The 10,330-nt window shown below is 64.3% G+C and carries 11 protein-coding genes; 3 read left to right on the plus strand and 8 right to left on the minus strand.

What is annotated here, in order from left to right; genetic code table 11:
* Positions 1–9: 9 nt before the first annotated feature.
* Positions 10–189: a CsbD family protein gene (locus tag AC3A6M_RS23875; RefSeq protein ID WP_487855212.1), complete on the minus strand. Its 180-nt coding sequence runs from the start codon at positions 187–189 to the stop codon at positions 10–12.
* 120 nt (positions 190–309) lie between these two features.
* Between AC3A6M_RS23875 and AC3A6M_RS23880 the strand changes: the two genes are divergently transcribed.
* Complete coding sequence (locus tag AC3A6M_RS23880; RefSeq protein WP_487855213.1) at positions 310–1,413, plus strand: AI-2E family transporter; 1,104 nt, start codon at positions 310–312, stop codon at positions 1,411–1,413.
* A gap of 32 nt (positions 1,414–1,445) precedes the next feature.
* On the opposite strand, the gene AC3A6M_RS23885 is transcribed toward AC3A6M_RS23880, so the two are convergent.
* The gene (locus AC3A6M_RS23885; protein WP_487855214.1) at positions 1,446–1,613 is read right to left on the minus strand and encodes a hypothetical protein; all 168 of its coding nucleotides are present in this window, start codon (positions 1,611–1,613) and stop codon (positions 1,446–1,448) included.
* Between AC3A6M_RS23885 and AC3A6M_RS23890 the strand changes: the two genes are divergently transcribed.
* Positions 1,602–2,639, plus strand: coding sequence for a c-type cytochrome (locus tag AC3A6M_RS23890; RefSeq protein WP_487855215.1), 1,038 nt, complete (start codon positions 1,602–1,604; stop codon positions 2,637–2,639). The two genes, AC3A6M_RS23885 and AC3A6M_RS23890, sit on opposite strands and share 12 nt — an antisense overlap.
* Positions 2,640–2,678: 39 nt before the next feature.
* On the opposite strand, the gene AC3A6M_RS23895 is transcribed toward AC3A6M_RS23890, so the two are convergent.
* The 5 genes from AC3A6M_RS23895 to AC3A6M_RS23915 form a co-directional block, all read right to left on the minus strand.
* On the minus strand, positions 2,679–3,497 hold the full coding sequence (locus AC3A6M_RS23895) for a DUF2939 domain-containing protein (RefSeq protein ID WP_487855216.1): 819 nt from the start codon (positions 3,495–3,497) through the stop codon (positions 2,679–2,681).
* A 126-nt stretch (positions 3,498–3,623) separates the two neighbouring features.
* A complete protein-coding gene (locus AC3A6M_RS23900) occupies positions 3,624–3,806 on the minus strand; it encodes a CsbD family protein (protein ID WP_487855217.1) in 183 nt (60 codons plus the stop codon).
* A 179-nt stretch (positions 3,807–3,985) separates the two neighbouring features.
* A complete protein-coding gene (locus AC3A6M_RS23905) occupies positions 3,986–4,606 on the minus strand; it encodes a class I SAM-dependent methyltransferase (protein ID WP_487855222.1) in 621 nt (206 codons plus the stop codon).
* Positions 4,607–4,743: 137 nt separating this feature from the next.
* Positions 4,744–6,831 carry a M13 family metallopeptidase gene (locus AC3A6M_RS23910; protein ID WP_487855218.1) on the minus strand — a complete coding sequence of 696 codons (2,088 nt, stop codon included), beginning with the start codon at positions 6,829–6,831 and terminating at the stop codon, positions 4,744–4,746.
* A 47-nt stretch (positions 6,832–6,878) separates the two neighbouring features.
* On the minus strand, positions 6,879–9,494 hold the full coding sequence (locus AC3A6M_RS23915) for a M1 family metallopeptidase (protein ID WP_487855219.1): 2,616 nt from the start codon (positions 9,492–9,494) through the stop codon (positions 6,879–6,881).
* Between the two features lie 313 nt (positions 9,495–9,807).
* Here AC3A6M_RS23915 and AC3A6M_RS23920 point away from each other — a divergent pair, with 313 nt between their 5' ends.
* Positions 9,808–10,104: a flagellar protein FliT gene (locus tag AC3A6M_RS23920; RefSeq protein ID WP_487855220.1), complete on the plus strand. Its 297-nt coding sequence runs from the start codon at positions 9,808–9,810 to the stop codon at positions 10,102–10,104.
* 58 nt (positions 10,105–10,162) lie between these two features.
* On the opposite strand, the gene AC3A6M_RS23925 is transcribed toward AC3A6M_RS23920, so the two are convergent.
* On the minus strand, positions 10,163–10,330 hold a 168-nt coding region (locus AC3A6M_RS23925; RefSeq protein WP_487853697.1), incomplete at its 5' end, for a transposase.

A 10,330-nucleotide genomic window follows, 5' to 3' on the forward strand; every position in this document is an offset into this window, starting at 1 on the left:
ACCGTACGATCACTTCGTTGCGTCGTGGATGGTTTCCTGCGCGTCGCCCAGCTTCTCCTGGGTCTTGCCTTCGACCTGGTTCTTCAGGCCTTTGACCTGCTGTTCCTGGCTGCCGACCAGCTTGCCGGCTTCTTCCTGAATCTTGCCGCCGATGTCCTGCAGTTTGCCTTCGACTTGGTTCGAGTTCATGATGCTCTCCTTTCATTGACTGTGATTCAATGATAAGAATGCTCGATGGATAGCTCCGTTCGCTCACGCACATAGCTCAGCCGCGCGCCGGAGAAACCGTCTGACGGATAGCATTTTGTCATGAACGACCAGGACCCCACCCCTCCCGCCAGCGAAGCCGCCAAGCCGACGCCCGCCCAGCGCCGCCTGATGCGCCGCTTCGCCCTCGTCGACGGGATCGCCGCCCTGTTCCTGGCCCTGCTGGCCGGCATTTACTATGCGGCCAATGCCCTACTACTGGTGTTCGCGTGCATCCTGTTCGCCATCCTGCTGTTCGAGCTCAGCGCCATCCTGTGCCGCCGCTTCCACATCAACCGCAAGCTGGGGATGGGCATCGTCGTCGTCCTGCTGCTGCTCGTGATCGGGCTGGGCGGCTGGGCGATGGCGCCGCAGATTGCCGAACAGTCCAGCCAGCTGGCGAAACAGCTGCCGGCCTCGCTGCACCGCCTGCAGCAGATGGTCGAACAGCATCCCCTGCTCAAGCGGATCGCCGGCGATTTGCCGCAACCCAAGCAGCTCATGCAATACCTCGGCCGGATGGTGCCGGACGCCGGCCTGTTCTTCGGCGGCGTGCTGGGCGCGATCGGCAACGTCGCCATCATCCTGTTCGTCGGCATTTATTTTGCGATCGCGCCGCGCCGCTACATCGACGGTTTCATCACGCTGATCCCGCCGCGCAAGCGCGAGCGCGCCGCGCAGGTGCTGGACGAGATCGGCGGCACGCTGGCGCGCTGGCTGCTGGGCACCTCCTGCTCGATGCTGATCGCCGGCGTCGCGACCTCGATCGGGCTGACCCTGCTGGGCGTGCCGCTGGCACTGATCCTCGGCATCATCGCCGGCCTGCTCGACTTCATCCCCTACCTCGGCCCCATCATGGCGGGCGTGCCGGCGGTGCTGATCGCGCTGTCGGTGGACCCGCAGCTGGCCCTGTACACGATCCTGCTGTTCCTCGGCATCCAGACGGTGCATGGCTATGTCATGCAGCCGATGATCGATTCGTGGGCGGTGTCGATCCCGCCGGCCCTGATCATCGTGATGCAGCTGGTCTTCGGCACCATCTTCGGCTTCGCCGGCATCGCGCTGGCGACGCCGATGACGGCGAGCCTGATGCTGCTGGTGAAGATGCTGTACGTGCAGGACATCCTCGGCGATCGCGACGAGACAAAACGCGACACCGACGCCTGAACTCCCGCGCGGGAACGGCGCACACGTCTCCTTCATCCAATGCCGCACGCAGAAGTCCCGCTGCGCACGCTGCCGCTTGCGGCGGCGACCACCATCCACCGCCGGACGACGATGAGAAGCTCGTCGCGCTCGGCAAGAAGACCTTCCGGTTCGATACCTTCGGCGACGAAGCCAAATGGACCGACACCTTGCGCCTGCACGAAGTCATCGCTTCGTCGGTCGACCCGGCCACCGCGCTGGCGGTCGGCCTGAAGGTCGATGTCGAGGCATTGCCGCCGGAGGTGCAGCAGGGAATCAAGAATGGCAGCGTCGACCTGAAAAGCCCGCAGACCACGGTCACCCTGCTCAAGCTGAACGCCGTCGTCGGCCTGGCCGGCGAGGTGCAGACGGTCGGCGGCAAGGATGTGCTGAAGCGCGTCGGCATTACCTGCGCCCTGTGCCATTCGACCGTCGACGATTCGCTTTCGAAAGGCATCGGCAAACGCCTGGACGGCTGGCCTAACCGCGACCTGAATCCGGGCGCGATCATCGCGCTCTCGCCCGTGCTGAGCGCCGCGCAAAAAGCCGTGTACAACTCCTGGGGGCCGGGCCGGTACGATCCGCGTTTCAACATCGACGGCAAGAACGGCCCGGTATTGATTCCGCCAGCCTATGGCCTCAAGGACATCCACAGCATCACCACCACCGGGGATGGCGACGACGTCAGCTACTGGAACCGCTATGTCGGCGTGACCCAGATGGGCGGCCTGGGGCATTTCGCCGACCCGCGCATCGGCGTCGACATCACCAACGGCAACGTGGACCTGGTGGCCCCGGCGCTGCCGGCCTTGCGCGCCTACCAGCTCTCGCTCGATGCCCCGGCGCCACCGGCCGGCAGCTTCGATGCGGTGGCGGCCGCGCGCGGCCAGTTGCTGTTCAACGGCAAGGGGCAATGCATCGGCTGCCACAGCGGGCCGAAGTTCACCGATGCCAACGAGCGTCTTCACGCCGTGTCGGAGGTGGTCAGCGAACCGGAACCGAATGGCGCACCCAGCTACGCATCGCGCAGCGCGACCAAGAAATACCGGACTTCACCCCTGCGTGGCGTGTGGCAGCATCCGCCCTACTTCCACAACGGCAAGGCCGCGACCCTGGAAGACGTGGTGAAGCTGTATGACCAGCGCCAGTCGCTGGGGCTGAGCGCGGATGAGGTCAGGGATCTGGCGCAGTACCTAAAGTCCCTGTAAGGCCAGGAAATCGCGCCAGAGTACCTGTGGAATCGTCCTTCACTCGGGCAAGCGGATTTCCGTCAGCTTCCAGTTGGCGAAACCCTCCCTGCGCATCACGAACGCGGCTTCATTTTTTCTTGCAGGCGCATCGTTCGTGTCCAGGTAGACGATGATCTTGTCAACACCTTTTCGTTCTGAACGCCATGCGGCCTTGCGGGCGATCGTATCGCTTTCCGACGCCGGAGGGGGAAGATGATAGATCTCGAAGGCAGCCGATTCCCTGCCCGGATTCGCATATTGGAAGGGACGGCCCCATGGGTCGCTGGGAAGCTTGTCGATGTAGTTTCCCATGCCGTCGGGTCTTGCAGCCGGATCGACGAGAATCTGCAATCCCTGCTGCTCGGTCGGATACACACCGTGATCGAGCTTGTACAGCTTTACCGCTTGGGAGAGCATTGCGATATCGACTTTCGCGGCGGCTTCCCTGGTTTCCTGCTTTCCGCCGTCTTGCAGTTGGAACTTCCCGTTTTCAATCGCACGCATCACCATGTCGGGGCGAACGACGGCGTCCACCATCCTGTCGACCAGGGCCAGGCCCAGCATGCTGCCGAATGCGGCGCCTGCGCGCTCGAAATCGTTGTCCGAATTCGATTGGTTCGCCATTTCGCCCGTAATACGTGCCGAGAGCTGGCCTTTCAGGCTTTCCCTGAGCTTCGGATAATCGACATGGTCATTGAACGCATCGGCGTCGGCGTGAATGGCAGCTTCACGCATTTGCCGCATGACGAGATAAGGCGACCAATACCAATATGCCCCAATACCGGCAAGTACCAGAATGCCTGCCGCGCCCAATATCCGCTTTTGTAATGTTTTCATTGACTGAACTCTTGGCTGAGCGGCTCACCGCCACCCGGTTACTGATGGCTTCAGTCTAACATTTCTTGAAAGAAAACAGCCGCCCGGAGGCGGCTGTTTTGGAGGGTAGCGTCTAGGCAACGCAGATCAACGGTTACCCTTGTCGGTAAAAACGTCTTTCACATCACCGACCTTTTCCTGCACCTTGCCTTCGACCTGTTTCGATTGGCCTTTGGCTTGCTGCTCGCTGCTGCCAATGGCATTGCCGACACCTTCCTGAATCTTGCCGCCAATGTCTTTGGCCTTGCCTTTGATCTGGTCCTCATTCATATGGACACCTCCTTTCAGTAGGTTAACGAACCCTCGATCCGCTGCGCATCCCAGCCGGTGGACCGCCGGAGCTGGTGGCGGTGTCGAGGCCCCGTCGCAACCGCTCGGCTTTCGAGCGGCACGGATCCATCTTGGGCCGATTGCGACCCTCACTCTGTTCGCCGGTTAACGTAGTGGAATCATTTTTTCCGCCAGACGCTGGCGAGCCAGGGCTGCTGGTCGCGCGGCAGGCCGGCCGGGCGGTAGTAGTGGTGGATCGGCGTGAAGCCGGCCCCGACCACAAAGGCTTCCCAGGCCGGATAGTCGTGGAAGCTGCCCCAGCGCGGGCCGTTCCAGCCCTCTTCGTTGTTGCCGCGCGGGTTGGAACTGAACAGCACGCCGCCCGGCTTGAGCGCATCGTGCAGTTCAGCGAGTACCTTGGGCAGCAGGCTGCGCGGCACGTGGAACAGCGAGGCGTTGGCATAGATGCCGTCGAACATCTCGTCCGGCAGGTCGAGGTCGAGGAAGTTCTGCAGCCATACTTCGCAACCGCTATAGCGTGCGGCCATGTCGACGAACCTGGCGCTGCCGTCCAGGCCGATGGCCCGGTGGCCCAGTTCCCGGAACGTCTTCAGGTCGCGGCCCGGGCCGCAGCCGAGGTCGAGGATGGTGAAAGGAGGTTCCGCCTCGATCGCGCCCAGCAAGGCGGCGATGTTCTGGCTGACGTCGTGGTCGATCGTGCCCGCGAAAAAACGCGTCGCGACCTCGTCGTAGTGATGCAGGGTACGTTCTGCGATGTCCCGGAAGTCGTCCTGGTCCATGATGGGATGCGGGCGCAGCATGCGCCGCCTGATGTCGAGATAATGCTGCTTCATGCGCACCTGCGGTAAGGAATGCCAGGCCATTCATTCTAGGCTTGGCCCCCTTGCCGCAGGCGTTCGTTACCGTCCGAAAATGCTTACCAGACGCGGACGCGGTCTTCCGGCGCCAGGTAGAGCTTCTGGCCCGGCTGCACGTCGAAGGCCTTGTACCAGGCATCCAGGTTGCGCACGGTGGCGGCGCGGTACTGCGGCGGCGCGTGGCCGTCGGTCAGGATGCCGCGGCGCTCGGCCGCTTCGCGCGCCTTGTTGCGCCAGCTGTGGGCGAAGCCGGTGAAGAACTGGCGGTCGCCTTCTTCGGTGGCGTTCTTGCCCGCCGCCAGGTGGTAGGCGTCGTAGGAAGCGGCCAGGCCGGCCAGGTCGGCCAGGTTTTCCGACAGGGTCAGCTGGCCGTTGACGGCGAGGTCCGGGAACGGCTTGTAGCTGTTGTACTGCTCGACCAGCTTGCTCGACGCGGCCTTGAAGTGCTCCATGTCCTGCTTGGTCCACCAGTCGCGCAGGCGGCCCTGGGCGTCGAACTGGGCGCCCTGGTCGTCGAAGCTGTGGCTGATCTCGTGGCCGATGATGGCGCCGATCGCACCGTAGTTGGTGGCGTCCGGGGCCTTCGGATCGAAGAACGGCGGCTGCAGGATCGCGGCCGGGAAGTTCAGCGCGTTCTGCAGCGGCAGGTTGACGGCGTTGACCAGCTGCGGCGGCATCGACCACTCGGTGCGATCCGGCTTGCGGTGCAGCTTGGCGATCTGTTGGGCGGTGTGGAACTCGTCGGCGCGCACGGCATTGCCGAAGGCGTCGTCGGCCACGACCTTCAGGCCCTCATACGACTTCCACTTGTCCGGATAGCCCACGCCCACGTACAGGGTGCGCAGCTTTTCCTTGGCCTGGGCGCGGGTGGCCGGAGCCATCCAGTCCAGCTTGTCGACGCGCTTGCCGAAGGCGTCGACGATATTGCTGACCATCTGCTGCAGGCGCGCCTTGTTCTCGGCCGGGAAGTACTTGGCCACGTAGATCTTGCCGACCGCCTCGTCCATCGCGCCGTTGGTCGCGCCCAGCGCGCGCTTCCAGCGCAGCGACTGTTGCGGGGTGCCGCTCAGGGACTTGCCGTAGAACTCGAAGCGCTGGTCGACGAAGGCCTTCGGCAGCACGCCGGCGAACTGGTTGATGCGGTGGAAGGCGAGGTAGTCCTTCCAGGTGGCCAGGTCGATCTTCTGGACCAGCGCCGCTTCGCCGACCACCGCCGACGGGTGCCAGACGATGAATTTCGACTGGTCGCCCAGGCGCGCGGCCTTGAAGAAGGCCTTCCAGTCCATGCCCGGGGCCTTGGTGGTGAAATCCTTCACGGTCCAGGTATTGTCGGCCTTCTGCACGTCGGCCGAGTCGGCGCGGGTGCCGTGCGAGTTCGCGATGTCGACTTCCAGTGCGAACACCTTGGCGGCGCGCGCTTCCGCGTCGCTCTCAGTTTTACTGATATCGGCCAGCTTCAGCATCTTGGCGATGTGCTGCTGGTACTTGGTGCGCAGCCCGGCCATGCGTTCGCTGCTGTCCAGGTAGTAGGCGCGGTCCGGCATGCCCAGGCCGCCCTGCAGGATGTAGGGCATGTTGCGGGTGGTGTCGTGCAGGCCTTGCGCGACCCACAGGCCGAACAGGTTCTCGGTGAAGAAGTTGGTGTTGTTCAGCGGGTCGACGTCGGCGCGGATCGATTCGCCCAGCGCGCGCGTGAGGCCGGCCTTGTCCTTGATGGCGTCGATCTTCGCCAGCAGCGGCTTGATCGGGGCCACGCCCTTGCCTTCGATGGCGGACTCGTTCATGTAGGCGCGGTAGTAGTCGGACACCTTGCGCGCTTCGGGATTCAGGTTCTTGTCGGCGGCCAGGTCCTCGATCATCTTGACGATGCGCTGGTTGGTCTCTTCCGCCAGCGCGCCCATCGCGCCCCAGGAGCTGCGGTCGGCCGGAATCTCGGTTTTCGTCAGCCAGTCGCCGTTGGCCCAGGCGAAGAAATCGTCGCCCGGACGCAGGGCGGCGCTGGCCGCGGCTTGATCGGCCTGTGCTGCGGCCTTCGGTGCGTCCGCAGGCTGCGCCTGCCCGGCCGCCTGGCCCGGCATCGAGATGACGGCGGCGCCGCACAGGGCGAGCACGATCGCGGTCTTTACGGGTGTCCAGCTTGTTTTCATGAAGCTTCCTTCCTGGTGAGTGGTGTTGTTATTGTAGTACCTGGTGCTCATTTCAGCGCCTCCCGCACTTGCGGCAGCAGGCGTGCCTTCTGCGCCGCGCGCACGCGGATGCCGCTGGCCACGCGCTGCGCTTCGACCTGCGCGTCGGCCTCGAAGTTCTGGCGAACGAAGTCTTCCATGCGCTGGGCGTCCGCGGCGTTCGACGACGCGGCGACGATGCCCGGGAAGGCGCGGTTGCGGTTGACCGAATCCTGGGTCTTCATCAGCTGCTCGCGGTTGGCGACGGCGAAGTTCCAGGCCTGGTCGAGGTGCTCGCGTCCCACGCCCTGCACGATGCGCGCGACCATGGTCGGCGGGGTGGACGGCGCCAGCGCCATCTCCAGCACCTTCCCGGCCAGCGCCGGATCCTGCACCTGGATCAGGGCGCCGGCCAGGCGCGAACGTTCCTCGTTGTTCTGGGTCTCGGCCATGCGCTGGGCAATCGCGGCATAGGTCCGGGCGTCGGCGTAGCGGCCGGCGGACGACGTGACGAAACCGATCATCGCCGGGCTGACCGCGGCCGGATCCGCCAGCCAGCGCTGGAAGCGGCTGCGTGCCTGGGCGATCGCTTCCTCGTCGCCGGCCCGCGCCAGCGCACCGGCCAGCAGGGCGCGCAACTGGGCGTCCTCGGCGGCCTCGCCCGGCTTTTCGCTCCAGCCCAGCTTCGCCAGCCCGGGCTTGGCGAAGCCGACGATGAAACGGCGTACCAGCGGCTGTTCCGGCTCGCCGCGCGCCAGCGTATCCAGGAAGTTCAGGTCGGACAGCATCGCCTCCCAGACCGCCAGGCGCGGGTCGTCGCGCAGTTCGCCGGCCAGCTTCAGCCAGGCGTCGAGGGGGATGCTGCCGGCCGTGACCTGGGTCCAGGTGTCGTTCAGCAGCTTCAGGCGGGTGGCGTCCGGCAGGCGCGCGGCCTGGCTGGCAAGGGCGTCGAAGCTGGCGCGGTCGTACTGGATGCGGAAGTAGCCGACGCTGTGCGGGTCGACCACCAGCGCGCCCTCGCAGCCCGGCAGCGTGACGCGGGTGCTGGCGCCGCTCAGGAGCGTGGTCATCGCCTTGCCGTTCACGGTGCCCACCTGCAGCGGCACGTTCCACAGGCGGTTTTCCGCGGCCGGCTCGTCGAGGCGGAACTGCTGCTGGCTGAGGGTCACCTTGCGCTTGCCGTCTTCGCAGGCCTGCTCGACCTTGATCAAGGGGAAGCCCGGCTGGGTGGTCCAGTCCGCGGCCAGCTTGCCGACCGGCTTGCCGGAGGCCTGTTCCAGCGCCGTCCACAGGTCGGCGGAGGTGGTGTTCGAGTACTGGTGCCTGGCCATGTAGGCGCGGATGCCCTTGCGGAAGGCGTCTTCGCCAAGATAGGCCTCCAGCATGCGCAGGAAGGCTTGGCCTTTTTCGTAGGTGATGTCGTCGAAGGCGTCGGCGGCCTGCGCCTCGGTTTCGACCGGGGTCTGGATCGGGTGCGTGGTCTTGCGCGCGTCGAGGTTCATCACGCGCTCGCGGTCGGCGATGTTGGCCAGGTAGGGACGCCACTCCGGATGGAAGTGGTTGGTGGCCTTGGACGCCATCCAGGACGCGAAGCCTTCGTTCAGCCACAGGTTGTCCCACCAGGCCATGGTCACCAGGTTGCCGAACCACTGGTGCGCCATTTCGTGGGCATTCACCTCGAAGGTCATCTGGCGCACGTGCTCCGGGCTGGTCTTCGGATCGTACAGCAGGGTGTTTTCGTTGTAGACGATGCCGCCCCAGTTCTCCATCGCGCCATTGAAACCGTTCGGGATCGCGATCTGGTCGAGCTTGGCCAGCGGATACGGCACGCCGAAGTAATTGTTATAGAAGTGCAGCAGGTCGCGGCTGGCGCTCAGCGCGAATGCGCCCTTCTCCTGCTTGCCTTCGGTGGTGACGACGCCGATCTCGACCCCGTCCTGTTTCGCACTGATGCGTTCAAATTCTCCGGCGGCCAGCACCACGAGGTAGCTCGGCATCCTCGGGGTCGGCTTGAAACTGATGCGCTGCCTGGCGCCGGGAAGCAGGGATTGCCTGTCGACCGGCGTATTCGAGAACGCCTTCAGGCCGGCCGGCAGGTCGACCGACAGGCGGAACCTGGCGCGGAAGGCAGGCTCGTCCCAGGTGGGCAGCATGCGGCGGGCATCGGTCGGCTCCATCGTGGTGGCGATCAGCTTCTTGTCCGCTTTGCCGGCCTGGTAATTTACGTAGAATAGCCCGCGCCCTTCACGGTTGATCTTGCCGCGGAACGCCAGTTCGAGTCGGTAGCGGCCGGGCGCCAGTTGCTGCGGCAGGGCGAAGCGCAGGGTTTCCTGCTTGTCGTCCAGCACCGGCGCCAGCGTGAGCGCCTTGATTCCCTTCCCGGTCAGGCTGGCGCTGTCGATCTCCAGCGCGGCGGCGTTCAGCATGATGGTCGAGGTCGGCTTGAGCACCTCGATCTCGATCGTCTCGCTGCCGCGGAAGGTATTCGCGTCGAGGTCCGGCGCCAGGTGGGCCTGGTACTCGAGCGGGATGACGTCCTTGGGCAGCTTGCCCGGTGTCTTATCAAAAGAATATGGTGCCTCGGCATGGGCGCCAATGGCGGCAATGGCCAGCGCGGTAGCGCCGAGGGCCTGGAATCGTCTCATGGACTGGTCTCCCTTCTGTCTCTCTGTCTTGTTATCGCCGGTGCTGCTGTGGCGCACCGATCCACCTTGCACTATAAGCAAGGCGAATGGCAAGGATGACAGGATTGCGACAGACGGCAAAAAGCCGGGCTGGAATGCGCGATCCGGGGAATAGCTTGCGTTTCCGGTATCTGCTCCGTGCGTCGCCCCTGCCGGGAACCGGGCAGAATCCTGTTGCCGAAAAATTTTTTAAAAAAATCTTTTGAAAACCCTAAAGTTCCCAAAACCGGGGACGTTAACGACCCAGATACCCGGCAATTCGGCCGGAATTCACATGCTCTGGTGCTCCATGACGTCCAACGAAGTCCTCGCCATGTACGAAAACATCGCCGCCCTCAGCGGTCGCATGGCGGTCGCCGCCCGCGATGGCGACTTCGACAACCTGGCCCGCCTGGAAACCCAGTGCGCCCTGCAGGCCAGCGCCACCAAGTCGGGCGTGCCGGCCCTCGAAGGCGCCCAGCGCCTGCGCAAGATCGACCTGCTCAAGCAGATCATGGCCAACGACCGCGCCGTGCGCGACGTGACCGAGCCGTGGCATGGGCAGCTCGAGCGGGCGATCAGCGCGCACTGAGCGTTTGTCCGCTGACTGATCAACCCCTGCGATTCGCGTCCCAGGGGTTTTTTGTGGTTCATCGCGCTTTGCCGGGGAATGCATCCTTGATTTTCAGGAAGAAATAGGATGCGTCGCGAAAACCATACGCCATTCGTTTGATGACCTTGATACGGTTGTTGACGCCCTCCAGGATCGATGAGTTCATCGGATAGATGGCCGAGGCAAGGATGCCGCGACGGTATTT

The sequence above is a fragment of the Telluria sp. Soil_C_11 genome (genome assembly GCF_057657395.1).

Bases quoted from the DNA above. Each gene is read 5' to 3' on its own strand.
- AC3A6M_RS23905 (WP_487855222.1), bottom strand. From the start codon at position 4,606: ATGGACCAGGACGACTTCCGGGACATCGCAGAACGTACCCTGCATCAC.
- AC3A6M_RS23920 (WP_487855220.1), top strand. From the start codon at position 9,808: ATGCTCTGGTGCTCCATGACGTCCAACGAAGTCCTCGCCATGTACGAA.
- AC3A6M_RS23880 (WP_487855213.1), top strand. From the start codon at position 310: ATGAACGACCAGGACCCCACCCCTCCCGCCAGCGAAGCCGCCAAGCCG.
- AC3A6M_RS23910 (WP_487855218.1), bottom strand. From the start codon at position 6,831: ATGAAAACAAGCTGGACACCCGTAAAGACCGCGATCGTGCTCGCCCTG.
- AC3A6M_RS23915 (WP_487855219.1), bottom strand. From the start codon at position 9,494: ATGAGACGATTCCAGGCCCTCGGCGCTACCGCGCTGGCCATTGCCGCC.
- AC3A6M_RS23895 (WP_487855216.1), bottom strand. From the start codon at position 3,497: ATGAAAACATTACAAAAGCGGATATTGGGCGCGGCAGGCATTCTGGTA.
- AC3A6M_RS23875 (WP_487855212.1), bottom strand. From the start codon at position 189: ATGAACTCGAACCAAGTCGAAGGCAAACTGCAGGACATCGGCGGCAAG.
- AC3A6M_RS23900 (WP_487855217.1), bottom strand. From the start codon at position 3,806: ATGAATGAGGACCAGATCAAAGGCAAGGCCAAAGACATTGGCGGCAAG.